Source organism: Labedella endophytica (assembly GCF_003990045.1).
Taxonomy (GTDB): Bacteria; Actinomycetota; Actinomycetes; order Actinomycetales; family Microbacteriaceae; genus Labedella; species Labedella endophytica.
Genome location: NZ_RZGZ01000004.1, coordinates 78,480 through 102,252 on the forward strand (window position 1 = coordinate 78,480; position 23,773 = coordinate 102,252).

22 protein-coding genes are annotated in these 23,773 nt (G+C 66.6%); 8 read left to right on the forward strand and 14 right to left on the reverse strand.

The features are described 5' to 3' along the window. Positions 1-38: 38 nt before the first annotated feature. The 8 genes from gyrB to dnaA form a co-directional block, all read right to left on the reverse strand. A complete protein-coding gene (gyrB, locus tag ELQ94_RS13685; protein WP_127050930.1) occupies positions 39-2,051 on the reverse strand; it encodes a DNA topoisomerase (ATP-hydrolyzing) subunit B in 2,013 nt (670 codons plus the stop codon). 123 nt (positions 2,052-2,174) lie between these two features. Continuing rightward, positions 2,175-2,693, reverse strand: a complete 519-nt coding sequence (locus ELQ94_RS13690) for a DciA family protein (RefSeq protein ID WP_127050931.1) — start codon at positions 2,691-2,693, stop codon at positions 2,175-2,177. Next, positions 2,686-3,864 (reverse strand): DNA replication/repair protein RecF, encoded by a 1,179-nt coding sequence (gene recF, locus ELQ94_RS13695; protein ID WP_127050932.1) that lies wholly within the window; start codon positions 3,862-3,864, stop codon positions 2,686-2,688. Before recF ends, ELQ94_RS13690 begins: the two co-directional genes overlap by 8 nt. A 218-nt stretch (positions 3,865-4,082) precedes the next feature. Continuing rightward, positions 4,083-4,418, reverse strand: coding sequence for a LysR family transcriptional regulator (locus tag ELQ94_RS13700; protein WP_127050933.1), 336 nt, complete (start codon positions 4,416-4,418; stop codon positions 4,083-4,085). Between the two features lie 32 nt (positions 4,419-4,450). Continuing rightward, a complete protein-coding gene (locus ELQ94_RS13705; protein WP_127050934.1) occupies positions 4,451-5,905 on the reverse strand; it encodes a hypothetical protein in 1,455 nt (484 codons plus the stop codon). Positions 5,906-5,915: 10 nt separating this feature from the next. After that, complete coding sequence (gnd, locus tag ELQ94_RS13710; protein ID WP_127051183.1) at positions 5,916-6,806, reverse strand: phosphogluconate dehydrogenase (NAD(+)-dependent, decarboxylating); 891 nt, start codon at positions 6,804-6,806, stop codon at positions 5,916-5,918. 25 nt (positions 6,807-6,831) lie between these two features. After that, positions 6,832-7,977 carry a DNA polymerase III subunit beta gene (gene dnaN / locus ELQ94_RS13715; RefSeq protein WP_127050935.1) on the reverse strand — a complete coding sequence of 382 codons (1,146 nt, stop codon included), beginning with the start codon at positions 7,975-7,977 and terminating at the stop codon, positions 6,832-6,834. A gap of 778 nt (positions 7,978-8,755) precedes the next feature. After that, positions 8,756-10,213 carry a chromosomal replication initiator protein DnaA gene (gene dnaA / locus ELQ94_RS13720; protein ID WP_127050936.1) on the reverse strand — a complete coding sequence of 486 codons (1,458 nt, stop codon included), beginning with the start codon at positions 10,211-10,213 and terminating at the stop codon, positions 8,756-8,758. Positions 10,214-10,589: 376 nt separating this feature from the next. On the opposite strand from dnaA, the gene rpmH reads away from it, so the two are divergent. The 8 genes from rpmH to ELQ94_RS13760 all read left to right on the forward strand — a co-directional run bounded on the left by rpmH (position 10,590) and on the right by ELQ94_RS13760 (position 17,272). Continuing rightward, positions 10,590-10,727 carry a 50S ribosomal protein L34 gene (rpmH, locus tag ELQ94_RS13725; RefSeq protein ID WP_055823896.1) on the forward strand — a complete coding sequence of 46 codons (138 nt, stop codon included), beginning with the start codon at positions 10,590-10,592 and terminating at the stop codon, positions 10,725-10,727. 34 nt (positions 10,728-10,761) lie between these two features. Further along, on the forward strand, positions 10,762-11,103 hold the full coding sequence (gene rnpA / locus ELQ94_RS13730; RefSeq protein ID WP_127050937.1) for a ribonuclease P protein component: 342 nt from the start codon (positions 10,762-10,764) through the stop codon (positions 11,101-11,103). Further along, the gene (gene yidD / locus ELQ94_RS13735; RefSeq protein ID WP_243697037.1) at positions 11,100-11,468 is read left to right on the forward strand and encodes a membrane protein insertion efficiency factor YidD; all 369 of its coding nucleotides are present in this window, start codon (positions 11,100-11,102) and stop codon (positions 11,466-11,468) included. Before rnpA ends, yidD begins: the two co-directional genes overlap by 4 nt. Before the next feature lie 7 nt (positions 11,469-11,475). Next, the gene (gene yidC, locus ELQ94_RS13740; protein ID WP_127050938.1) at positions 11,476-12,477 is read left to right on the forward strand and encodes a membrane protein insertase YidC; all 1,002 of its coding nucleotides are present in this window, start codon (positions 11,476-11,478) and stop codon (positions 12,475-12,477) included. Between the two features lie 4 nt (positions 12,478-12,481). Further along, entirely contained in the window at positions 12,482-12,997 is a 516-nt protein-coding gene (locus ELQ94_RS13745) for a Jag family protein (protein WP_127050939.1), read from the forward strand. 52 nt (positions 12,998-13,049) lie between these two features. Further along, positions 13,050-13,706: a 16S rRNA (guanine(527)-N(7))-methyltransferase RsmG gene (gene rsmG / locus ELQ94_RS13750; protein WP_127050940.1), complete on the forward strand. Its 657-nt coding sequence runs from the start codon at positions 13,050-13,052 to the stop codon at positions 13,704-13,706. 1,641 nt (positions 13,707-15,347) lie between these two features. Beyond that, positions 15,348-16,262, forward strand: a complete 915-nt coding sequence (locus tag ELQ94_RS13755) for a ParA family protein (RefSeq protein ID WP_127050941.1) — start codon at positions 15,348-15,350, stop codon at positions 16,260-16,262. Next, positions 16,262-17,272, forward strand: coding sequence for a ParB/RepB/Spo0J family partition protein (locus ELQ94_RS13760; protein ID WP_127050942.1), 1,011 nt, complete (start codon positions 16,262-16,264; stop codon positions 17,270-17,272). Before ELQ94_RS13755 ends, ELQ94_RS13760 begins: the two co-directional genes overlap by 1 nt. A gap of 395 nt (positions 17,273-17,667) precedes the next feature. Here ELQ94_RS13760 and ELQ94_RS13765 read toward each other — a convergent pair whose 3' ends face one another. From ELQ94_RS13765 to ELQ94_RS13790, 6 genes are all read right to left on the reverse strand, one after another. Continuing rightward, entirely contained in the window at positions 17,668-18,624 is a 957-nt protein-coding gene (locus tag ELQ94_RS13765) for a D-alanine--D-alanine ligase family protein (RefSeq protein ID WP_127050943.1), read from the reverse strand. Between the two features lie 31 nt (positions 18,625-18,655). Beyond that, positions 18,656-19,978, reverse strand: coding sequence for an aminotransferase-like domain-containing protein (locus tag ELQ94_RS13770; protein ID WP_127050944.1), 1,323 nt, complete (start codon positions 19,976-19,978; stop codon positions 18,656-18,658). A 116-nt stretch (positions 19,979-20,094) separates the two neighbouring features. Next, positions 20,095-20,418, reverse strand: a complete 324-nt coding sequence (gene trxA / locus ELQ94_RS13775; RefSeq protein ID WP_106563032.1) for a thioredoxin — start codon at positions 20,416-20,418, stop codon at positions 20,095-20,097. 51 nt (positions 20,419-20,469) lie between these two features. Next, positions 20,470-21,456, reverse strand: coding sequence for a thioredoxin-disulfide reductase (gene trxB / locus ELQ94_RS13780; RefSeq protein WP_127050945.1), 987 nt, complete (start codon positions 21,454-21,456; stop codon positions 20,470-20,472). A 155-nt stretch (positions 21,457-21,611) separates the two neighbouring features. Next, positions 21,612-22,526, reverse strand: a complete 915-nt coding sequence (locus tag ELQ94_RS13785) for an ROK family protein (protein WP_127050946.1) — start codon at positions 22,524-22,526, stop codon at positions 21,612-21,614. 127 nt (positions 22,527-22,653) lie between these two features. Next, a complete protein-coding gene (locus tag ELQ94_RS13790) occupies positions 22,654-23,769 on the reverse strand; it encodes an ROK family transcriptional regulator (RefSeq protein ID WP_127050947.1) in 1,116 nt (371 codons plus the stop codon). Positions 23,770-23,773 lie beyond the last annotated feature (4 nt).

Sequence of the window (23,773 nt, forward strand, 5' to 3'; positions counted from 1 at the left end):
GGCTCAGTGACCGTGGATCGTCGTCGTACGGTGCCTCGCTAGATGTCGAGGAAGCGGACGTCCTTCGCGTTCTTCTGGATGAAGGAGCGACGGCTCTCGACGTCCTCTCCCATGAGGGTCGAGAAGATCTCGTCGGCCGCGGCCGCGTCGTCGAGCGTCACCTGGAGGAGCGTGCGCGTGTCCGGGTTCATCGTGGTCTCCCACAGCTCCTTGTAGTCCATCTCGCCGAGACCCTTGTAGCGCTGGATCCCGTTGTCCTTCGGGATGCGACGACCGTTCTTGAGACCGTCGGCCATCACGGCGTCGCGCTCGATGTCGCTGAACACGTAGTCGTGGGGAGCATTCGACCACTTGATGCGGTAGAGCGGCGGCTGCGCGAGGTACACGTAGCCGAGGTCGATGAGCGGCCGCATGTACCGGAAGATGAGCGTGAGGAGCAGCGTCGTGATGTGCTGCCCGTCCACGTCGGCATCGGCCATGAGCACGATCTTGTGGTACCGCGCCTTGTCGGTGTTGAAGTCCTCGCCGATGCCGGCGCCGAACGCCGTGATCATGGCCTGGACCTCGGCGTTGCCCATGGCGCGGTCGAGTCGAGCCTTCTCCACGTTGAGGATCTTGCCGCGCAGCGGCAGGATCGCCTGGGTCATCGGGTTGCGGCCCTGGGTGGCGGAACCGCCGGCCGAGTCGCCCTCCACGATGAAGATCTCGGAGATCGAGGGATCCTTCGACTGGCAGTCCTTGAGCTTGCCGGGCATGCCCCCGCCCTCGAGGAGTCCCTTGCGACGGGCCGTCTCGCGCGCCTTGCGCGCAGCCATGCGCACGGTCGCCGCCTGGATCGACTTCCGGATGATCTCCTTGGCCTGCACCGGATTGCGCTCGAACCAGTCACCGAGCTGATCGCCGACGACCTTCTGCACAAACGACTTCGCCTCGGTGTTGCCGAGCTTGGTCTTCGTCTGGCCCTCGAACTGCGGTTCGCCGAGCTTGATGGAGACGACGGCCGTGAGGCCCTCGCGGACATCCTCCCCGGAGAGGTTGTCGTCCTTCTCCTTGAGGATGTTGTTCGCCTTCGCGTACTTGTTCACGAGCAGGGTGAGCGCCGCTCGGAACCCCTCCTCGTGCGTTCCGCCCTCGTGGGTGTTGATGGTGTTCGCGTAGGTGTGCACGCTCTCGGTGTACGCCGTGGTCCACTGCATCGCGACCTCGAGCGCGATCTTGCGCTCGGTGTCCTCCGACTCGAACGAGATGATCTCGCCGCCGACGATGTCGGCGCGCTTGGCCGTGTTGAGGTACTCGACGTAGTCGACGAGCCCGCGCTCGTAGAGGAAGACGTCTTCTCGGCCCTTCTCGTGCGCCGCCTCGTCGATCTCGCCGGCGACGTCCTGGATCTCGCCCCGCGAGGTGCGCTCGTCGGTGAGCTCGATGCGCAGTCCCTTGTTGAGGAAGGCCATCTGCTGGAAGCGCGTGCGGAGCGTCTCGTAGTCGAATTCGACCGACTCGAAGATCTCGTTGTTCGGCCAGAAGGTGATCGTGGTCCCGGTCACGTCCGATTCGCCGCCCTTTGCCAGTGGGGCCTCGGGAACGCCGTTGTGGTACCGCTGCGTGTACACCGCACCCTGGCGACGCACCTCGACCTCGAGCTTGCTCGAGAGCGCGTTCACGACGGACGAACCGACGCCGTGCAGACCTCCGGAGACCGCGTATCCGCCGCCGCCGAACTTTCCACCGGCGTGGAGGATGGTGAGGACGACCTCGACGGTCGACTTCTTCTCCACCGGGTGGATGTCGACGGGGATCCCGCGACCGTTGTCGACGACGCGGACGCCGCCCGACTCGAGGATGGTCACCGAGATCTTGTCGCAGTAACCGGCGAGCGCCTCATCGACGGAGTTGTCCACGATCTCGTATACGAGGTGGTGGAGACCGCGCGGTCCGGTGGACCCGATGTACATACCGGGTCGCTTGCGGACTGCTTCGAGGCCCTCGAGAACCTGGATCTGACTTGCGCCGTAGTCGTTGCCGTCAGTGGTGTTGCTCGGTTCCGATGACATATGGAATTGGACTCCAAACCGTGGGGTGGATTGCGCCACCATTCTACCAAGAGACGGCCCTCTCGCGAGCGCCATTCGCCCGTCTGCGCGGTTTTTTCTGCTCTGTTGACCGTATTTGTCCGGCTAACCGTAGGTATCGCGCACGCCCCGCCCCTGAACCGATCTGGGACCCCTTTTCCAGGAAGGGACGTCTGGCCCCAGAAACCGGATGTTCGAGATGCCCGCGTCGGGAAACCTCGTCGCGATGTGCGACATGATCTCCGTGCGCATGAGCCGCAACTGGGTGGCCCACGCCGTCGACGCGCACTGGACCGTGAGCAATCCGTCCTCGATGCCCACGGGGGACGAGTGTTTCGCGGTCTCCTCCCCGGCGAGCTCCGCCCAGCGGTCCATGAGCTCCGACTGGGCGAGCGGGGAGTCCCACCCGAGGCTCGCGGTGAGTGCGCCCACCACGTCGCCGAGTCCCTTGGGGTCGCGACCGAAGCCGAAGGGCACGCTCTCGTCGGCGTCGCGCGACCGGCGCGAGCCGGGCGGTCTCGACCGGGTTCCCGTGAAGATCTCCCGGAACCGGAGGTAGACGCGGGAGGCCTCCGACAGCTCGGCGTCCTCGTCCGCGCCGGATCCCGCCACCTGGTCAGCCATCGACGACCTCGCCGGCGTGGATGTGCACGGTGTGCGCCGTGAGGGTCTCGGGGACGTCGTCGAGCACGGCGGCCGTGATGAGCACCTGCTCGAATCCGGCGATCGCCTCGGCGAGACGACGACGCCGTCCCTGGTCGAGCTCGGCGAAGACGTCGTCGAGGATGAGGACCGGATCGCCGAGCGAGGACTCCGCGCGCAGCAGTTCCGCCGCGCCGAGCTTGAGCGCGAGGGCGAAGGACCACGACTCGCCGTGGCTCGCGTAGCCCTTCACGGGCAGTCCGTTCAGGCCGAAGGCCACGTCGTCGCGGTGAGGGCCGACGAGCGTGATCCCGCGGTCCAGCTCCGCGCGGCGGCGTGCGGCGAGCGCGGTGCGGAACGCGTCGGCGGCCTGGGCGGCGGTCGTCGGCACGACGGCGTCCGCCCGGGCCTCCTGTTCGCCACGCACTCCCGACTCGGGCTCCTCGGCGTCGGATCCGGACACCGAGAGGACAGGAGAGAGGGTCGGGCGGTGGTCGTCGCCGACCACTGCCGAGTAGGCCGCGGCCACGGGGGCCCCGAGGGCGGCCACGAGTGCGCCGCGGACGACGATGATCTCGCTCCCGAGCGTCACGAGCTTGTCGTCCCAGATCTCGAGCGTCGTGAGCTGCGATTCCTTCAGACCCGTCGATCGCGCCGATTTGAGGAGCGTGTTCCGCTGCCGCAAGACTCGGTCGTAGTCCGCGAGCACCCCGGACATCCGCGGTGATCGCAGGACGATGAGTTGATCGATGAACCGCCGACGGGCCGACGGGTCCCCCCGCACGATGCCGAGGTCCTCGGGAGCGAAGAGCACGCTCGAGAAGTACCGCGGCAATTCGCGCGGTTTGATCTGCGACCGGTTGATCTGCGCACGATTCGCCGACGACCGGTTGATCTGAACCTCCGCGAGGAGCTCGCGACCGTCGTGCTCCAGTCGCGCCCGGATCACCGCGGAATCGGCGCCCGCGCGGATGAGCGCCTGATCGCTCGAGACCCGGTGGGACCCGAGCGTCGAGAGATACCCGAGCGATTCGACGAGGTTCGTCTTGCCCTGACCGTTGCGCCCCACGAAGAGGTTGGCACCCGGCTGCATCGGCACGTCGGCTGCCGCGTAATTGCGGTAGTCCCCGAGGCTCAGATGCTTAACGATCACCGTGCCACGATAGCCGCCGGGGGCGACATCACCCGAGTTCCCGGGTACCGCCGAGGCTCGACCTTCAGCGACCCTGACGCTTCTCGAACGGTCCCGGATACATCTTTCGCCCTTCACCGGCTCGCGAGACGGTCGAGTCGGTCAGCGACCCTGACGCTTCTCGAAGGGTCCCGAATACATGTTTCGCCCTTCACCGGCTCGCGAGACGGTCGAGTCGGTCAGCGACCCTGACGCTTCTTGAAGGGTTTCGGTTCGCCCTTCACCACGGGAGCGCGGCCCTTGCCCTTGGAGGCCTTGGCCTTCCCGCCACGGTTGACGGGCTCCGCCGGTGCGTTCGAGACGCGCGCGGCGGCCTCCTCGAGGAAGATCTGTCCCTCCTCCGTCACGGACACGCCGTCCTCGTGCTCCTCGACGATCGCCCGCCCGATCTCGGCCTCGAGCGAGGCGATCGACGCCTCGATCGTGGCGCGGGAGACGTGTTCGCGATTGGCGGCTCGCGAATAGTGGCCTTCGGCCGCGACGGCCAGGAAATGTCGGAGTGCGCTGATGTCCACGATTCCGCCAGGCTACGCCCTCGGCGCGTGGATCAGGCGGAGGCCGCCCACGCCGCTCGTACCCGCACGGCGAAGTCCGCGGTACCGGCGGTCGAGCCCTCGGGTACGTCGATGACGATGTCGTCGGCCACCGTGAAGTTCTGGGCGTACTGGGCGCCGTCGACGTCGTCGCCGCGGATCGAGAAGACGCTCCCGTCGTCGAGCACGGGCCGGATCGCGGAGAAGAGGGACGTGAGCGATTCCACCGAGGTGTCGTCGACCTCGATGCGGACGCCGGACGGGTCGGAACCGAGCAGAGTGATCGTCGGCTCATCGCCAGCGGCGTCGGCGAGCTCGCCGAGCGCGGCGACTCCGTCGGGGCCGGTCGTCATCGACACTCGGCGATCGGAGTAGGGCGACGTCCTGATCGTGATGTCCTCGAGGGCGGACACCTCCGGCTCCCCGCTCAGGATCCCGACAGCGGAGGGCACGGTCGCCATCTCCTCCACGACGACCTCGATCGATGATCGCGATACGAACACCGACGTGACACCGGCGGCGCCGTCGAGCGCGCCGGCCACGGCGATCGCGGCGGAGTCCGCGGTGCCGTCGTCGGTCACGATCCCGCCGGCCACCTCGAGACCGATGCCCACGCCCACCGCCTGCCGCTCGAACGTGGCGCGCACCGCGTCGACGTCGGCGGCACGAGACAGCCGCACGCTCAACGAGTCGGACGTGGCCACGACGGACATCACGTCGGAGGCTGCCGCTATCGCGGCCGCGAAGCCGAGGCTCGCCGTCGGCGGCGCGGATCGCGATGTCCCCCCGGCGGTTCCCTCGGAGTCGGTCACGGCCGATCGCCCGTCGACGTGTTGCGCGACGACGGCCAGGTCGTCGAGTTCCGGTGCCTGCACCGCCGCCGTCCGTGCGAACGAGAACGCCTCGTCGAGGGGGACGTCGTTCGCGACCAGGATGCGCAGACTGCGCTCCGCGCCCTCCGCGGGGAGCGACACGGCGGCATCGTCGGTGGCGACGGAATCGTCGTCGACCCGAGCGAGGGTCTCGTCCGCGGAGACGACGAAACCGCCCTCCACACGCTCGTCCGAACGCACCGCATCCAGGAGGTCGAGGCGACCTGATCGCCGATCGCCGTCGGTCGAGACGCCCATCCGGAATTCACCGATCTGGAGATCGAGGAACATCCATCTGGCCGTGCCGCCCTCGGAGTCGTCGAGGAAGTCCGCGAGTTCACCAGCCATCTCGGCGACCCGTGCGGGCTCGGTGTCCTCCTCGACGATGACCGTCGCTTCGGCCGTCCCCGCCCAGGGGAGGTCGTTGTGGCCGGCCGAATCGACGCCGACGGTCTCGTCCCACCGTCCGACAACGGCCTCGAGCTTCTCGATCGCGCCGGTACCCGCGTTCACGTCGCCGCACCCCGCGAGACCCATCGCGAGTACCGCGGCGATGGACGCCGCCGCGAGTCGCCTGAGCGTTGGACGAGGCCGCATGATCAACGGATCAGTCGTCGGCCTTCTTGACGGCATGTCCACCGAACTGGTTGCGCAGGGCGGCGACGGCCTTCATGGCCGGCGAGTCCTCCTGGCGAGAGACGAAGCGGGCGAAGATGGAAGCGGAGATCGTGGGCACCGGAACCGCGTTGTCGATCGCTTCCTCGATGGTCCAACGACCCTCACCCGAGTCCTCGACGTAGCCGTCGATGTCGCCGAGCTCCGGGTCCTGCTCGAGCGCACGGACGAGGAGTTCGAGGAGCCAGGACCGGACGACCGTGCCGCGCTGCCAGGCCTTGAAGGTGCCGGGCACGTCCTTGATCAGGTCGTCGCGCTTCTCGAGCAGTTCGTAGCCCTCGGCGTAGGCCTGCATGAGCGCGTACTCGATGCCGTTGTGCACCATCTTGGCGTAGTGGCCGGCACCGACGGGACCGACGTGGACGAAGCCCTCTTCGCGGGGACCCTCGGGACGCAGCGCGTCGAAGACCGGCATCACGCGAGCGACCTGCTCGTCCGGACCGCCGACCATGAGGCCGTAGCCGTTGTCGACGCCCCACACGCCGCCGGAGACACCGACGTCCATGTAGTCGATACCGGAGGCGGCGAGGGACGTGGCCCGACGGACGTCGTCCGAGAAGCGGGTGTTGCCACCGTCGATGATGAGGTCGCCGGCGTCGAGCAACCCGCCGAGCTCCGTGACGACGGAATCGGTGATGGGGCCGGCGGGGACCATGACCCACACGGTCCGCGGAGCGGGAAGCGCGGCGACGAGTTCCTCGACGGAGGCGACGTCGGTGACGTCGGGGTCACGGTCGTATCCGGTGACCTCGATGCCGGCGGCGCGCAGTCGTGTGCGCATGTTGCCGCCCATCCGGCCGAGACCGATGAGTCCGATGTGCAGATCGCTCATGACGAATGTGTTCCTCTCAGCGCAGCAACAGGTTCGGCTGCAGCAGGTACTTGAAGCTGTCGGCCCCCGGCTGATCCTTCGAGGACTGGCTCGTGATCAGCATGGGACCGGGCTTGTTGGTGTTCTCCGATTTGGTGAAGGAGAAGCGGACGAATTCGCTGCGCACGGCGTTGAGGCCGTCGATCAGGAAGGACGGCTTGAGCGAGAGCACGATGTCCTCGCCGGTGAGGAGCGCATCGATGGCTTCGGACGCCTGTGCGTGCTCCGAACCGATCGCCTCCATCGTGAGACCGTCGATCGAGAAGCTGAATCGCAAGGCGGCCTCGCGCTCGAGCACGAGAGAGACGCGACGGACCGATTCGATGAGCTCGGCCGTGTTGATCACCGCGTGGTTGTCGACCTGCTCGGGGAACAAGCGCCGCACGGGCGGGAAGGACCCCTTGATGAGCAACGACGTGACGGTCTTGTTGTCGGCCGAGAACGCGATGATCTCGCGGTCGTCCTTGCTCGTGAACGACACGCGGATGGTTCCGCTGTGGCCGAAGGTCTTGCCGACCTCCTGCAGGGTGCGGGCGGGAACGAGTGCGCTGAGTGTGGGGGCCGCGTCGTCGCCGCCGTCCCACTCGATCTCGCGGACCGCGACGCGGTAGCGGTCGGTCGCTACGAGGCTGATCTTCGTGCCGGTGACCTCGAGCTGCACGCCGGTGATCACGGGGGTCACATCGTCACGCGATGCGGCGAGCGCGACCTGGGCGATCGCGGTGGCGAACTCCTCGGCGGGGACGAGACCCTGCTCGCCGCTCACCTGCGGGATGGTCGGGTACTCCTCGACCGGCATCGAGAGAAGCGTGAAGTTCGCGGAACCGCAGGAGACCGAGATGCGGTTGTCCTCGGTGCTGAACTCCACCGGAGCGTTGGGGAGGCGGGACGCGATGTCTGCGAGCAGCCGCCCGGAGACGAGGATCGACCCCTCTTCAGCGATCTCGGCGGCGATCGTGGTCTGGGCGGAGACCTCGTAGTCGAAGCTCGAGAGGGTGAGGCCGTCGGCGGAGGACTCGACGAGGACACCGCTGAGGATCGGAAGTGTGGTCCTCTGAGGGAGGAGCTTGACTGCAAAGGACACAGCTTCGCTGAACACATCTCGATTGACGCTGAACCGCACTTGTCACCTCTGTCCTGAAGGGCACTGAACAGGACCATGCTATCCGCAGAGGGACCGCGGGCCACGACCACGTCGTGCCGACCCCCGAGGCGTCGGGTCCGAGCCGATCAGAAGGTTGGCGGATCGAGGATGAGATTAATTAACTCTTAACGGTCTTAACGCCTGTGGAGACTGTGGATAACTCGGTTGAGCCCAATCCGCCGTAGGGAACTACAACCGTGTGAGTTGTGCGGTCGATGTGGGATTCAGCGGCGAGACATCGGCGGGATCCCGAGGAGGAAAACCTGTTGTTCACAAGCTGGGCTCGAGTTTCAACATTAAGCCCGACCTTTAACGGGTGAGTTTCCACAGGTTATCCACACTGTGCAGAGTCGTATTGTGGCCATCCGACCCACCGCTGTCAACACGCGCACCAGGGGGCGCACATCGTCGGCCGATCCCGGGCGATTCGTCGTCGAGGCGATGTCGATCGAATTCGAGTGTCGACGCGGCTCGAGACGTCGTGAGACGGCGCGTCGAGGGGCGCACGGGCTCGGATCGACATCCCCTAACGGTTGCGAAGTCCGTCGGCTGAGCCGGTCCCGCGAGCTGGAGCGACTCGCGAAGGCCTTCGATCGGTCCCCGAGCGTGTCGAAAGGTCCCGACCATGGTCTACCGCGACAGGCGTCGACTCGCTCGGCGACCGTGTGGTCTGGAGGACGACGTCGACGAGCGCGTCGTATGGAAGAACGGCGGCCTCGTCACCCTGCGCGAGCGGCTGGCCGATCGGACAGGGCGCCTAGCGGTTGCCCTGCTTGATGCGGCTCGTGAGCTCGGTGACCTGGTTGTAGATGGAGCGTCGTTCCTGCATGAGGTCGGAGATCTTCTTGTTGGCGTACATGACGGTCGTGTGATCACGATTGCCGAAGAGCTGACCGATCTTCGGGAGGGAGAGGTTGGTGAGCTCGCGACAGAGGTACATGGCGATCTGCCGCGCGATGGCCACGGCCTGCGACCGGCTCGATCCGTAGAGGTCCTCGACGGAGAGCTTGAAGTAGGCGGCCGTGGTGTTGATGATGTCGACGGGCGAGATGACGTTGTCGTCGTCGAGGGTGATGAGGTCCTTCAGCACCGTCTGGACGAGAGCCATGTCGACGGGGGTGCGGTTGAGGCTCGCGAACGCCGTCACGCGGATGAGCGTGCCTTCGAGTTCCCGAATGTTCGAGGAGACCTTCGACGCGATGAACTCGAGCACTTCGTCGGGGATCTGGAGGCGTTCGCTCTGCGTCTTCTTCCGGAGGATCGCGATGCGCGTCTCGAGGTCGGGGGTCTGCACATCGGTGATGAGGCCCCACTCGAAGCGCGACCGCATGCGGTCCTCGAAGCCCGTGAGGTGCTTCGGCGGCAGGTCGCTCGTGATGACCACCTGCTTGTTGTGGTCGTGGAGCGTGTTGAACGTGTGGAAGAACGCCTCCTGCGTCTCCGCCTTGTTCTGCAGGAACTGGATGTCGTCGATGAGGAGGATATCGATGTCGCGGTACCGGGCCTGGAACGCGGCGCCGCGGTTGTTGGCGATCGAGTTGATGAAGTCGTTGGTGAACTCCTCGCTCGAGACGTACCGCACCCGGATGCCGGGGTAGAGCGACATCGCGTAGTGGCCGATCGCGTGGAGGAGGTGGGTCTTTCCGAGGCCGGACTCGCCGTAGACGAAAAGCGGGTTGTAGGCCTTGGCCGGCGCCTCGGCGACCGCGACGGCCGCGGCGTGGGCGAACCGGTTGGACTGGCCGATGACGAAACTGTCGAACGAGTACTTGGCGTTGAGGCGGGTGTCGTTCTGTCGGGCGGGCAGCACCTGGTCGGTGATCGGCGTGATGGTCGCGGTCTGTTCCGTGTACGCCCCGGGTACGGCCGTCGGTTGCTCATTCGCGGCCGGCGCTGGTGCGGGGGTCGACGGCTCGAACGGCGGCTCGAGCTCGCTGTCGATGATCTCCGGGTTCACGACCACGGCGAAGGTGTGGGCGCCGTGCTCGTGCTCCGTCGCAGAGAGGGCCGCGAGGATCGCCGCCCTCATGCGCTGGTTGAGCTGACCGGCCGTGAAGTCGTTCGGGACCTCGAGATAGAAGGTGCCGCCCATGACGCCCTTGGGAACGACGAGCCCCAAGAATCCGTGGAGCGGTGCGGTGATGCGATCGTCCGTCGACAGGATGTCGAGGACCCGCTGCCAGCGCTGTGCGATGTCGTGCTGGTCGTCCGCCATGTGATGCCCCCGAGGGTCGTCGGCACGTTCTGGATATGCCGGTCGTATAGAAGATGAGTCGTTCAGGCGTCGAACACCCGCCGAGAATGGAATCGTCATCGTCGCGAGGGTCCCCGCGCCGGCGTCGAGGCCTGTGGATAACTGCCTGAACACGGTAACCAGAACCGGGGAATGAGGCAAAACACACCCTACGTGGCGTGACCACGGTCGAGCCAGGGGCTGTCGAAGTCCTGTGCATACCGCGCCGGCGACCGACCCGGTTTGACCGACGCGCCGAGAAGCCGTAGTTTTAATCAGTTGACGCCTGCCCTCGGGCACCGAGCTTTCCCTGCCGCACGTACCCGCGGCATGCGGATCATCCACCAGGAGAGAAGCCATGAGCAAGAGAACGTTCCAGCCGAACAACCGCCGCCGCGCCAAGGTGCACGGCTTCCGTCTGCGTATGCGCACCCGTGCGGGCCGCTCGATCCTCGCGGCGCGTCGTCGCAAGGGTCGCACCGAACTCTCCGCGTAATCGCGTTCCGGTTCCCGGTCTTCGGCGCTCGACGATGCTTGCGAAAGTGAATCGCATCGTGACGGGTGCTGATTATCGTGCGGTCGTCCGACGAGGTCGGCGCGTCGTCGCTGGGAACACGGTGAGCTACATCTCGATGAACCCGAATGGTGGTCAGCCACGATTCGGGTTCATCGTCGCGAAGACGGTCGGAAACGCCGTCGTGCGCAACACGGTGAGGCGTCGACTCAAGGCGGCCTCATTCTCCGCTCTGACCGGGACCAACGAGGGGACGAACATCGTGATTCGTGCACTTCCCCGAGCCGCCACCGCGACGTACGCGGAGTTGGCCGCCGAGGTCGACCGGGCCATCGCCACGCCGGTGAGGTCGCGATGACCGCCACGGTGCACGTGCAGTCCCGACCGTCATGGGCGATGGTCGGCCACGTTCTCCGCATCATCGTCGACGCGCTGCTCCTCCTGCCGCGCAATCTGGCGATCGCGCTCCTCATCGTCTACCGACGTGTGGTGTCTCCTCTGTACGGGGACGTCTGCCGGTACTACCCGTCGTGCTCCTCATACACCCTGCAGTCCATCCAGATGCACGGGCTCACGATCGGCACCTTCTTCGGCGCCCGCCGTCTGCTGCGGTGCCATCCGTGGGCCGAGGGCGGATTCGATGAGATCCGCGTCAAGCGCTCCTTCCGGTACGTCGTGACGCAACCCGGTTTCGTTCTTCCCTCCAGCCACCGAAAGGGCTGATCAAAACATGGATCCGTTGTCTATCATTCTCTGGCCCCTCAAATGGGTGGTCGAGCTCCTGCTCACCGGGTGGCACTCGCTGCTCTCGCTTGCGGGCCTCGACCCGGAGGCCGGTCTCACCTGGGTGCTGTCCATCGTGGGCCTCGTCCTCGTGGTGCGCGCTCTCCTGATCCCGCTCTTCGTGAAGCAGATCAAGAACCAGCGGAAGATGCTGGAGGTGGCTCCCCAGCTGAAGAAGATCCAGGACAAGTACCGGGGCAAGCGCGACCAGCTGTCTCGCGAGGCGATGAGCCGCGAGACCATGGCGGTCTACAAGAACGCCGGCACGAACCCCCTGGGGTCCTGCCTCCCGTTGCTCGTGCAGATGCCGATCTTCTTCGCGCTCTTCTCGGTACTCAACGACGCTCAGCACTCCAAGACCGGTGTGGGTCCGCTCAACGAGGAGCTCGCCCAGCAGTTCGGCAGCGCGAGCCTCTTCGGGGCCCCTCTCCACATGAGCTTCTCCACCGCGATGGGTGAGGGTGAAGTCGGTGTCATGGTGATCGCCGCAGTCATGGTCGTTCTCATGACGTCGTCGCAGTTCATCACGCAGCTACAGATCGTTTCGAAGAACATCTCGGAGGAGACCAAGGCCTCCCCCATGTTCCGTCAGCAGCGCATCCTGCTGTACTTGCTCCCCTTCGTCTTCCTGTTCTCCGGCTTCGCATTCCCGCTGGGTGTCATGTTCTACTGGCTCACCAGCAACATCTGGACGATGATCCAGCAGTTCATCATCATCCGGAACATGCCGATGCCTGGCACCGAAGCGGCCAAGGAGCGCGAGGCGCGCCTCGCTCGAAAGGGCAAGCTCGAGGTGAAGGACACCACGGACGGTGCCGGCACGGTCGTCATTCAGGAGAAGAAGCCGACGCAGCGCCAGCAGCCCGTGGGCAAGAACCGCGCCAAGAAGAGCGGCCAGGCCAAGCGACCCGGGGCCCCGGAATCCGGCCCCGCAACGAGCGGAAAGTAGAACGATGTCGGACGTTTTGGATCGAGACGCCACGGATCAGCCCCGGCGGGACAACCCCACGGTGGAGCAGCTCGAAGAAGAGGGCGAGATCGCCGCGGACTACATCGAGGAGTTCCTCGACATCTGCGATCTCGACGGAGATCTCGAGATCGATGTACGCAACGGTCGGGCGTATATCTCCGTGACATCGGACGAGCAGGATGACCTGAGTGTCCTCGCGAAGCCCGAGGTCGTCGGCGCCCTGCAGGAGCTCGTCCGTCTTGTCGTGCAGAACAACAACGGTTCCTTCTCACGCCTGATCCTCGACATCGGAGGATCGCGTGATGCCCGTCAGGCCGAACTCGCCCAGCTCGTCGACGCGGCGGTTGCGCGGATCGAAGAGGGCGCGGCGGATGCCGCTCTCCCCCCGATGTCGAGCTATGAGCGGAAGCTCGTCCATGACCTCGTGTCCGAGCGCGGCTTCACATCCGAATCGCAGGGTGAGGGACGTGATCGTCACACGGTGATCACCCGCTCGTGAGCACCGTTTCACGTGAAACATTCCGGCGGCGTCGTAGCCGGGAGATCGTCTGATGGCCGACGTCATCATTGAGGACGAGCCGGCCGTCGCTGCGGATCTGGCGGGAGACCGGATCGACGTGCTGCGCGCATTCTCCGCGAACCTGGGCGCGCATGGTGAGGAACGAGGCCTCATCGGACCGCTCGAGCCGCCGAGGCTGTGGACGAGGCACATCCTGAACAGCGCCATCATGGCGCCGCTTCTCCGTCCCGGCCGTGTCGGTGACATCGGCACGGGCGCCGGTCTACCGGGACTGGTGCTCGCCATCATTCGTCCGGACGTCGACTTCATCCTCATCGAGCCGATGGAGCGACGCGTGGCCTGGTTGTCCGAGCAGGCCGAGGAGTTGGCGCTGGGGAACGTGACCGTGCTTCGGTCGCGCGCGGAGGATGTAGTGCTCGACACTCCCCTGGATCAGGTGACGGCACGTGCCGTGAGTGCGCTGCGAACGCTGCTGCCTTTGACAGCCCCACTGCTGCGTGATGGCGGCGAGCTGGTTCTCATGAAGGGAATCTCCGCCGAGAAGGAGATCGCGGCGGCTGAGAAGCAGTTGAAGAAGTATCGCGTCACGGACGTCGCCGTCGAGATTCTCGGCGAGGGTGTCCTGGAAGACGTGACGCGAGTCGTGCGCGGTACCGTTCGCGCGGCCCGCCAGTCTTCGGGTAGCTGAACACGAGGGCGATCTCGGTGTCTGTCGATGTTTCACGTGAAACATCGCTGGGTTGAAAGACGTGTGGGGCACGACCGACGGGGTGGTCGACGCTCCTGCGCGCCGGCTCGACGAATCGCAGTGGATGGTTGCCGGTGTGTCAACGACCAGCAGCTATGGCGACAGGGAGTCCGTCTGACTCGCCGTTGCGGGTGTGGGTGCAACCGTCTATGGAGAACGGGATGCGAGACCGATGCGCGTGGGGGTCGAACAGGCCCACAACGGATGCTGTGAGAGCGATTCTGCGGTGGGCAAGGTTCGTCCGTCGGCCGTTCAGATTGGCCGCAACCCCGCAGGATGCTTCTCAGCGAACGAGATCGGGGTCGAGCTCGCGCACGCGGGGCGGATCCGAGCCCTCTATCGCCATCATGTGCATCCAACGTCGGTCGTCTTGCCGGAGCGATCGGTCGCCGCGCAGCCAGGGGAGAGCACCAGCGCGAGATGTTTCACGTGAAACGCGGTACGTCACGCCTCAGAGTCGGTGCCGGCATGTGGTCCTAGTGTGGTGAGGGTGACGGCACATGTGATCGTCTTGTATGCGCAGGCTGCTGGAGTCCGGGATCGACCCACCCGGTGGTCGCGGGTCGTTCCTCATTGGTCGCCCCCCCGATGGTGTTGCGGTCCAATCACCATGTCGGGCGATCCTGACTCGTACTCGTCCGGGGCGAGCGAAGAGATGCAGGTATCGAGGGTCAGCACCGACTCGGTGGACGGATTGGCGGCAGAGTGCGCACGCGATCCGCTCGTTACGAGAGTGCTGGGCAACGCAGCGCTGCGATGGATCGCCGTGCGGCATGCCGCGTCGGCGTGACGAGGGTCCATCCGACGTGGTTCGCGCTATCGATCCTCCGATTCGCCGTGTGAGGGTTGGAGCCAGGAGGTCCTGTTCTGGAGATGGCGCCTGATCTCCGCACCCGCGGATCCGACGAACGTGGTGCGTCGCCTACTTCGTCGCGTATCCCAGTCGGGAATCCGACGGCAAGAGAGGAGAGTCGGGGGAGAGGGAGGAGTCCGGTCGGCAGCGATCTGCCGACGAGCACCCGCTGCCGGTGAGGATCCGTCGTCGAACGGGCGCGTCTGGGGCGTCGGTGGTGGATCATGCCCGAGGGGCTACATCGTCACTGCCCACCCTCGCCCCGTGTGACTATCCGCCCCCGGGCGGGCGATGTTTCACGTGAAACGGTCGCTCCGACATGGCGCGAGACCGGCACCGAAAGCGTCGACGTCCGACCACCTGTCGGTGGATAACTCAAGATATCCACAATTCCATTAACACTGTGGAGGACGGCCATAATCCGCGTGTTTGCAGGGATGTGTAGCCGATCTAGCGATCGTCGCGGCGGAGTTGTCCACCGTTATCCACAGGTTCTGTGGATAACCCCCCGCCCGTGAAACTCGACTTTGACCGAGGACGGGCAACGCCTAGACTGACAATCTCACCCGCAATGCGGCCACGATCATCATGGGCATCTTCGACATGACGGCGCGTGCGCTTCACGCCAGTCCGACCTTCCGAAGTCGGTGGCAACGTGATTGTGAGTCGAGAGCGGGAACGGCCAGCTCGATGTTTCACGTGAAACATCGGCTAGAAGAGGGAGTGACATGGAGACGGACCGGTTCGACGTCTCGACCCCCCTCGCACGGGAGATCGCCAACCTCACCTCTCGCCGTCGGGCGCTCCAAACGATGAATTCTCCACTTCCTGATCGCACACGTATCTTCACCGTCTCGAACCAAAAGGGTGGCGTGGGAAAGACCACGACCACCGTGAATATGGCGGCCGCGTTCGCGAAGGCAGGGGCTCGCGTCCTGGTCATCGACCTCGATCCTCAGGGGAACGCGTCGACGGCTCTCGGTGTGGAGCACACCGCTGATATTCCGAGCGTCTACGACGTTCTCATCGACGATTTCCCGCTCGCGGATGTCGTGCAGAGCAGTCCTGAACACGAATCGCTCTTCTGCGCGCCGTCGACGATCCATCTCGCCGGCGCCGAGATCGAATTGGTGTCGCAGGTCGCGCGGGAGCACCGGCTCCGCACCGCTCTGGACGACTTCCTCTCCTCCTCCGAGGAGACCTGGCACTACGTCCTCATCGACTGCCCACCGTCGCTCGGACTGCTCACCATCAACGCCTTCGTCGCTGCGCGCGAGGTGTTCATTCCGATCCAATGCGAGTACTACGCTCTCGAAGGCTTGAGCCAGCTCCTCGGCAGCATCGAGCTCATCCAGAAGCATCTGAACCCCACGTTGGCCCTCACCACGATCCTCCTGACGATGTTCGACGGCCGTACGAACCTCGCCAATCAGGTGGCCGATGACGTGCGCTCCCACTTCACGGACCGGGTTCTGACGACGGTGATCCCCCGGTCGGTCCGTATATCCGAGGCACCGAGCTTCGGTCAGACGGTCATCAGCTACGACCCCACCGGTGTCGGCGCCATCTCCTACCTGGAGGCCGCGGCGGAGATCGCGCGGCGCGCTGCGACGAACGAGCACGACAAGGAAGCACAGGCGTAATGGCAACGAAGCGGACAGGCCTCGGCCGGGGCATCGGCGCCCTCATTCCCACCCAGACGGACCAGGCCGAGCGACCCGTGGATGTCTTCTTCCCCGGCGCATCCGCAGCGAAGCGCGGTGCGGAGGCAGCTCAGGCGGCCGCAGACGCCTCGGCCCCCTCTACGGATGCGGCGCCCGAGGCCGACGGCGATGATCTCGTGGCCGTTCCCGGAGCGCGCCTCGCGTCGCTCGACCCGCACAGCATCGTGCCGAACGCGGCTCAGCCGCGAACCGTCTTCGACGAGGACGCCCTCGCCGAGCTGGTCCACTCGATCCGCGAGTTCGGAGTACTGCAGCCCATCGTCGTGCGTGCGATCGCCGACTCGGACACCTACGAACTCATCATGGGGGAGCGACGACTTCGCGCGTCGAAGGAAGCCGGGCTCACAACGATTCCGGCGATCGTCCGCGAAACGGCCGATGAGGACATGCTGCGCGACGCGCTCCTCGAGAACCTCCACCGCGCGCAGTTGAATCCTCTCGAGGAGGCGTCGGCGTACCAGCAGCTGCTCGCGGACTTCGGGATCACGCAAGAGGAGCTCGCCACGCGCATCGGCCGATCCCGGCCGCAGATCTCAAACACCCTGCGTCTGCTGAAGCTGCCGGGAGCGGTGCAGTTGCGCGTCGCGGCCGGTGTTCTGTCGGCCGGCCACGCTCGAGCGATCCTGTCGACCGGTGACCCCGAGTCGATGAAGCGCCTCGCCGACAAGATCGTCAACGAGGACCTCTCCGTGCGTGCCGCCGAGGCGGCCGCAGCGCAACTGTCCGCCCCGGCGAAGCGTGCCACGCCATTGCCCGGTGGTCGACGCGGACACCTCGACGAGGTCGGGGAGCACCTGGGAGACCGGCTCAACACCCGCGTGAAGATCATCCTCGGCGCGAAGAAGGGCCAGATCAGCATCGAGTTCGCAACGATCGCCGACCTGAACCGCATCCTGGGCGAACTCGGTGAGCCCGGTTACGGTGGCTGATCAGCCCGGCTGAGCACCTCTGATCCCTCGATCGAGGGAGACCACCGAGGCTCAGCGACGCCCCCCGCGAGCCCCGAGGGAGCCGGTTCGCGGGTGGGAGGCGTCGCCCCTCGGGAGCGCCACAGGACCGGTCGCGGTCCGGAGGCGGTCGGCGTGCTTCGACAGGCTCAGCGGGCGTGCGGGTTCGGTCCGGAGGCGGTCGGCGCGCTTCGACAGGCACAGCGAGTACGTGGGTACGAGCCGCATGTGTCGTCGCGCGGTGGCGGGCTCCCGCATCGGGGTTGAGCGCAGTCACTGCGCGTCGCGGTCGGGTAGACCTGTTCTCCAGACGACCCCACCGCGCGTTCAGCCGAGCTGCGACCCGGGTCGACGAGATCTGAGACCGCTCGCGTTCGTCAGCTCGGATCGATGGCGGTGGCAGCGAGCTGCGCGTAGAGGTCGGAGAGCTCGAGCCCGGCGGCCTCGATCGCGAGCGGCGCGAGGGACGTCTCCGTGAGGCCGGGAAGCATGTTGGCCTCGAGGAACCAGGCGACACCCTCCGCGTCGACGATGAGGTCGATGCGCGAGATGTGCCGGAGTCCGAGCAGCTCGTGCACGGCCACGGCCGTGCGCCCGGCCGCTTCCGCGATCTCGTCCGAGACCCGAGCGGGGGCGTAGAACGTCGTCTCGCCGGCGTTGTAGCGGGCCTCGAAGCTGTAGACGCCCGACAGGGGCTGGATCTCGACGGCCGGCAGCGCCCGGGGTCCGTCTCCCGTGTCGACGACCGTGACCGCGAGCTCGGTACCCTCGACCTTGCGCTCGATGAGGGCGACGTCGGAATAGGTGTAGGCGTCGACCATGGCACGCGGGAGCTGCGAGGCGTCGTCGATGATCGAGACGCCCTGCGCGGAACCTCCCTGCGAGGGCTTCACGACGGCGGGCATGCCGATCGTCCGCGCGACCTCGCCGAGCACCGCACCGGCACCGAGTTCCGTGAAGGTCTCACGCGGAAGGGCGAGCCATTCCGGCGTCGCGATACCTTCACGCGCCACGAGCGCCTTCGCGGTGGGCTTCGACCACGCGAGGATCGCCGCCTCGGGGTGCGAACCGACGTAGGCGATACCCCGCCCTCGCAGGAGGGCCTGGAGGGCACCGTCTTCGCCGCTGGCTCCGTGCAGCGCCGGCCACACGACGTCCGGAGCCGTCTCCACGATCCAGTCGAGGATGCCGGCGCCGGGATCACGAAGAACGGCCGTGTGCCCCGCCTCGGTCAGTTCGTCCGCGACACGACGCCCCGAGCGCAACGACACGTCGCGTTCGTGGGAGATTCCGCCCGCGAGGACGGCGATGGTGAGCTTCCGACTGTCGGTCATGTACGTGATCTCTCTCGGTCGGCGGGGCTGGTCAGGAGATGTTCGGGGGCGGTGAGGACACGTGGATCTCGCGCGAGGCGATCTGCAGCGGCCCGGTCCCGGCGAAGGTGTCGAGAAGGTCGAGCTCGCCGTTGATGACGGTGGCGAGGCGACGGATCCCCACGCGGATACTCTCGGGCGTGGGATAGCAGAACGACAACCGCATCGCGTGGCGCCCTCGGCCGTCCGCGAAGAACGCGGTGCCCGGCGTGTAGGCGACGAGCTCCTTCACGGCCCGCGGCAGCATCTGCTTCGAATCGAGCCGGTCCGGCAAGGTCAGCCATACGTAGAAGCCGCCGTTGGGGTCCGTCCACGACAGATCCGGCAGGTACTCCTCGAGGGCCGCGACCATGGCCTCCTTGCGCTGCTTGTAGACGCCGCGGAACGTGTCGATCTGCGCCTTCCAGTCCGTGGACCGGAGGTACTCCGACACTGTCAGCTGGCTGAACGCGCTCGGGGAGAGGATCGCGGACTCCGCGGCGAGGATGAGCTTCTCGCGGATCGCGTGCGGTGCGAGCGCCCAACCCACGCGGAACCCGGGCGCGAGCGTCTTCGAGAACGATCCGAGGTAGATCACGCCGTCCTCGTCGATCGAACGCAGAGCGTCGGGAGCCTTCTCCTCGAAGTGCAGCAGACCGTACGGGTTGTCCTCGAGCACGAGGATCTCGTTCCGCCGGCAGATCTCGAGGATCTCGGGGCGGCGCGCGGCGGACATGGTGACACCGGCCGGATTGTGGAAGTTGGGGATCGTGTAGAGGAACTTGATCCGTCGACCCTGGCCGCGCAGGTGGGCGATCGTCTCGCGCAGCGCGTCGGGGTTGAGTCCGTCGTCGTCCATCGCGACGTGCACGACGTTCGCCTGGTAGGAGCGGAAGACGCCGATCGCGCCGACGTAGCTGGGCGCCTCGGCGAGGATCACGTCGCCCGGATCGATGAAGAGCTTCGTGACGAGATCGAGGGCCTGCTGCGACCCGGTCGTCGTCACGACGTTGTCGACGGTGCCCCGGATTCCCTCGAGCGCCATGACCTCGAGGATCTGCTCGCGGAGGGCCGGCTGGCCGGCGCCCGAGCCGTACTGGAGGGCCATTCCGCCCTGCTCGCGCATGACCTTCTCGAGCGATCCCGTGATGAGTTCGGCCGGGAGAGCGGACACGAACGGCATACCGCCCGCGAGGGAGACCACCTCGGGCCGGCTCGCGACGGCGAAGAGGGCGCGGACCTCGCTGGCCGACAGGCCGGAGGTGCGTTCGGCGTAGTTCGCATACCAGGGGTCGAGATTGTTGCCCGGTGAGCGGGAGATGCTCTGGTCTGACACGTTGCGTTTCCGTTCTCGTCTGTACGAATGCTATCGGGGGAGTCCGAGAGGGGTCGAAACGCCGGGTACGCGAAAGGCCCGCCCGGCGTAACCGGACGGGCCTCTCGAGGTGTCGGTTACGCCAGGACGGCGGCCAGGTCGGCCTCGAGGGCGGCCTTCGGCTTCGCGCCGATGACCGTCTGGATGACCTCACCGTTCTGGAACACCTTCATCGCGGGGATGGAGACGATCTGGTACTCCATCGCGAGCTGCGGGTTCTCGTCGACGTTCACCTTGACGATGTCGAGCTTGTCGGCGTTCTCCGCGGCGATCTGGTCGAGGATCGGGGAGACCATGCGGCACGGGCCGCACCATTCCGCCCAGAAGTCGACGAGGACGGGCTTGTCGCTCTTCAGGACCTCTGCCTCGAATGAGGCCTGGTCCACTGCACGTGCTGACATGTGTACTCCTTATTGATGCTCGGGAAGCGGAAGGGTGGATCGGGTGGGCTGCTAGGCGGAGGCGATGAGGGCGTCGGCTTCCGCTGTTTCGCCCTCCTCGTCGAGCTTCGCCGCGTCGTCGAGGGCCGACAGGTAGTGCTCGGCGTCGAGCGCCGCGACCGTTCCCGAACCGGCGGCCGTGATGGCCTGGCGGTAGTGGGGGTCGATGACGTCGCCCGCGGCGAACACGCCCGGCAGGTTGGTGCGCGACGAGCGGCCGTCCACCGCGATCGTGCCCTCGTCCGTGAGATCGAGCTGACCGTGGATGAGGTGGGTGCGCGGGTCGTTCCCGATGGCCACGAAGAGGCCGCCGATCGCGAGCTGACGCTCGGTACCGTCGACCGTGTCGCGGAGGACGACGCCTTCGACGGCGTTGTCCCCGACGATGCCGGCGACCTCGGAGTTCCAGACGAACTCGATCTTCTCGTTCGTGAACGCGCGGTCCTGCATGATCTTCGACGCCTTGAGCGAGTCACGGCGGTGGATCACGTAGACCTTGGACGCGAAGCGCGTGAGGAAGGTGGCCTCCTCCATGGCGGAGTCGCCGCCGCCCACGACCGCGATCTCCTTGCCCTTGAAGAAGAAGCCGTCGCACGTGGCGCACCAGGAGACGCCGCGACCGGAGAGCCGGTCCTCGTCGCCTATACCGAGCTTGCGGTAGGCCGAACCCGTGGCGAAGATGACCGTGCGGCCCTCGAAGTCGCCGGAATAACCGGTCTTGATGGTTTTGGTCTCACCGCGCAGGTCGAGCTCGGTGACGTCATCGAGGATGACCTCCGTGCCGAACTTCTCGGCCTGCTCCTGGAACTTGGCCATGAGCTCCGGGCCCATGACGGCGTCGGGGAAGCCGGGGAAGTTCTCGATCTCGGTGGTGTTCATGAGATCGCCGCCCGCCTCGACCGAGCTCGCGAGCAGGACAGGCTCGAGCCCGGCGCGTGCCGCGTAGATGGCCGCGGTGTAACCCGCTGGGCCGGAACCGATGATGATGACGTTGCGCACTCGAAACTCCTCGTTTGACGTGTCGCCTGGTGGAACCCATTGTAGGTCCGGGCTATTCCCGCCGTCTGGGTGTCTCGGACGGTGTTGAGGCCGGTGCGTTCAGGGGCTATCGGCCCTGGCCGGCCGGCGTGTTCGTGAGGCCCGTGGGTCCGAGCTCAGATCGCGGAGGCGAGGGGCCGGAGGTCGAGGAGGGCGGCGCCGAGGGCGGCCGCCGGCGACTCCGGTGGGAGCAGGCGCACGCGCGAGCTCAGGTCGAGCGAGTCGAGGAAGGGGGACGTGCGCCCCCACCGCTCGAACGTCTCCCGCAGGGGGCGCATGAGGCGCTCTCCGAGATTGCTGAGTCCCCCGCCGATGATGACGGTCTCCACGTCCGTGGACAGCAGGAGCACGCGCACGGCCGACGCGACCCCGGTCACGACCGTCTCGCGGACCGCGACGGCGTTCTGCTGTCCGGCCTCTGCGCGCTCGAAGAGATCCACGGCGGGGAGGGCCGCATCCGTCGGCCAGAGCCGTGCAAGCGCGGAACCGGACGCCATGGTCTCGAGGCAGCCGCGCTGACCGCACGGGCACAGCGCCCCGGAGGGATCCACGGGGATGTGTCCGATCTCTCCGGCTCCGCCTCGCGCACCGCGCCAGACCCGGCCATCGACGACGAGTCCGGCCGCGAGTCCGGTGCCGAGGTTGAGGAAGGCGGTGGGGACGTGGAGGTCGAGCAGGTGGGAGGCACCGAGGGCCGCGGCGTTGACGTCGTTCCCGACCACGACGGGGATCGACAGGCGAGCGCCCAGGATCGCGGCGAGTTCGAGCTCCGCGACACCGATGTTCACCGCGTGGCGCACGCGCCCGGTGAGCTCGTCGACGACACCGGGGATGCCCACGCCGATCTGCTCGACCTCACCCGTCGTGGCGCCCACACCGTCGAGCAGATCGCGCACGATCCGTTCGGCGCCGTCGACGACCGCGACGTTGCCCCGGCCGGTCGGACGCCGCAGGTGCTGGCGGACGACCAAGGAGTCGTCGACGATGACGGCGTCGGTCTTCGTGCCGCCGATGTCGATACCGATCCTCACGGGCCAGCTCCTTCTTCGTCGTCGTGATGGAGCCCAAGGGTCCCATCGCCTAGCGGTCGGACGCTCGAAGGAGCTCGACCATATAGTTAGTAAACCTTATAAACACACTAAACGGTGCCGTGCCGACTCAGGAGATCCCGAGTTCGGCCGTGAGGACGAGGGCCGTTGCACCCTGCAGGACCAGGTCGTCGCTGTCGACTGCTGCGCTCATGCGGAGGTCCCTCGTGACCGATTCCAGCGTGCGCCTCTCGATGGTGCTCCGTGCCTCGGTGAGCATCGGTCCGGCGACGTAGTCCTCCGGTCCCGCCAGGATCACCGTGTTGACACCCAGAACCGCGATGATCGGCGCGAGCGCGCCGCCGAGAGCGTGTCCGGCCTCGCGGAGGATCGCCTCGCGGCGATCCGGACCGGCGTCGGCGACGCGGGGTGCGAGGTGAGACACCGAGATCGCCACCTCGAGACAGCCGCGCTGACCGCACGTGCAGAGCTCGCCGTCCTCGTCGATGACGACGTGACCGATCTCTCCGGCGGTGAACTGGTCGCCCTCGACGAGGGAGCCGCCGATGATGAGGCCGGCTCCTACTCCGTCACCGAACATCACGAGCATGAGATTCGTGCCGGCGCCCTCGTGGAACGTGTGGACGGCGAGGGCCGCCGCGTTGGCGTCGTTCGAGACGTGCACGGGGACGTCGAAGTGCTCCCCGAAGGACGCGCGGAGGTCGAGGTCGACCCACCCGAGGTTCGGCGCCTCGCGCACGACACCGTCCCGGTCGACGACACCCGGGGTGCCGACGCCGATGCCGAGGACCCGCACGTCGGACGCGGCGATGAGCTCGCCCACGAGGCCGACGGCCTTCGAGATGGCGTCCTCTCCCACCGAACCGGCGAGCGCCACCGAGCGACGCTCGAGGATCTCGCCGCGCATGTTCGTGATGGCACCGGTCAGCACGTCCTCGCCAGACAGGTTGAGGCTCACGATGTGGTGCGAGTTCTCATCGAGGTTGATGAGCGTGGCCGGCTTGCCGATGCGCGCGTCGACGCGACGGCCGAGATCGAGGAGGAGCCCCTCCGAGCGCAGCTCGCTCACGAGATCGGACACCGTCACCGGGGTGAGTCCGGTGGCTCGTGCCAGGTCCGCCCGACTCATCTCGCCGTCGTGGAAGAGGTGCTGAAGGATCAGCGAACGGTTGTTCTGCCGGTTGTGCGTCGGCAGCGCCTTGCCCGTCACGCGAAGCTGCGCCATGCGG

Coding starts and splice junctions, on each gene's coding strand:
- dnaA (WP_127050936.1), bottom strand. CDS start 10,213: ATGGCGGACGACCAGCACGACATCGCACAGCGCTGGCAGCGGGTCCTC.
- yidD (WP_243697037.1), top strand. CDS start 11,100: ATGACCGCCACGGTGCACGTGCAGTCCCGACCGTCATGGGCGATGGTC.
- trxA (WP_106563032.1), bottom strand. CDS start 20,418: ATGTCAGCACGTGCAGTGGACCAGGCCTCATTCGAGGCAGAGGTCCTG.
- rnpA (WP_127050937.1), top strand. CDS start 10,762: ATGCTTGCGAAAGTGAATCGCATCGTGACGGGTGCTGATTATCGTGCG.
- ELQ94_RS13790 (WP_127050947.1), bottom strand. CDS start 23,769: ATGGCGCAGCTTCGCGTGACGGGCAAGGCGCTGCCGACGCACAACCGG.
- ELQ94_RS13690 (WP_127050931.1), bottom strand. CDS start 2,693: ATGGCTGACCAGGTGGCGGGATCCGGCGCGGACGAGGACGCCGAGCTG.
- ELQ94_RS13705 (WP_127050934.1), bottom strand. CDS start 5,905: ATGCGGCCTCGTCCAACGCTCAGGCGACTCGCGGCGGCGTCCATCGCC.
- gyrB (WP_127050930.1), bottom strand. CDS start 2,051: ATGTCATCGGAACCGAGCAACACCACTGACGGCAACGACTACGGCGCA.
- ELQ94_RS13765 (WP_127050943.1), bottom strand. CDS start 18,624: ATGACCGACAGTCGGAAGCTCACCATCGCCGTCCTCGCGGGCGGAATC.
- rsmG (WP_127050940.1), top strand. CDS start 13,050: ATGGCCGACGTCATCATTGAGGACGAGCCGGCCGTCGCTGCGGATCTG.
- ELQ94_RS13745 (WP_127050939.1), top strand. CDS start 12,482: ATGTCGGACGTTTTGGATCGAGACGCCACGGATCAGCCCCGGCGGGAC.
- yidC (WP_127050938.1), top strand. CDS start 11,476: ATGGATCCGTTGTCTATCATTCTCTGGCCCCTCAAATGGGTGGTCGAG.
- ELQ94_RS13760 (WP_127050942.1), top strand. CDS start 16,262: ATGGCAACGAAGCGGACAGGCCTCGGCCGGGGCATCGGCGCCCTCATT.
- ELQ94_RS13755 (WP_127050941.1), top strand. CDS start 15,348: ATGGAGACGGACCGGTTCGACGTCTCGACCCCCCTCGCACGGGAGATC.
- rpmH (WP_055823896.1), top strand. CDS start 10,590: ATGAGCAAGAGAACGTTCCAGCCGAACAACCGCCGCCGCGCCAAGGTG.